This is a genomic window from Burkholderia sp. 3C, assembly GCF_054589155.1.
In genome coordinates, this window is record NZ_BAAILN010000083.1 from 1 (window position 1) to 258 (window position 258).

The following is a 258-nucleotide window of genomic DNA, read 5'->3' on the forward strand; positions in this document are numbered from 1 at the left end:
TTCGCACTGCCACGGAAACCTGCAAGGGCAAGGTGCCGATCCTGGCCGGCGCCGGCGGCCCGACGCGCGTGGCGATCGAGTACGCGAAGGAAGCGCAGCGCCTCGGCGCGAACGGCATCCTGCTGATGCCGCATTACCTGACCGAAGCGTCGCAGGACGGCATCGCGCTGCACGCGGAAGAAGTGTGCAAGGCCGTGCCCGATATCGGCGTGATCATCTACAACCGCGCGAATTCGAAGCTCAACGCCGACATGCTCG

The 258-nt window shown here is 65.9% G+C and carries 1 protein-coding gene; it reads left to right on the forward strand.

Translation table 11 applies throughout. The features are described from left to right. The coding region (locus ACYP33_RS14420) for a dihydrodipicolinate synthase family protein (protein ID WP_459622490.1) at nt 1-258 on the forward strand (258 nt) is incomplete at both ends.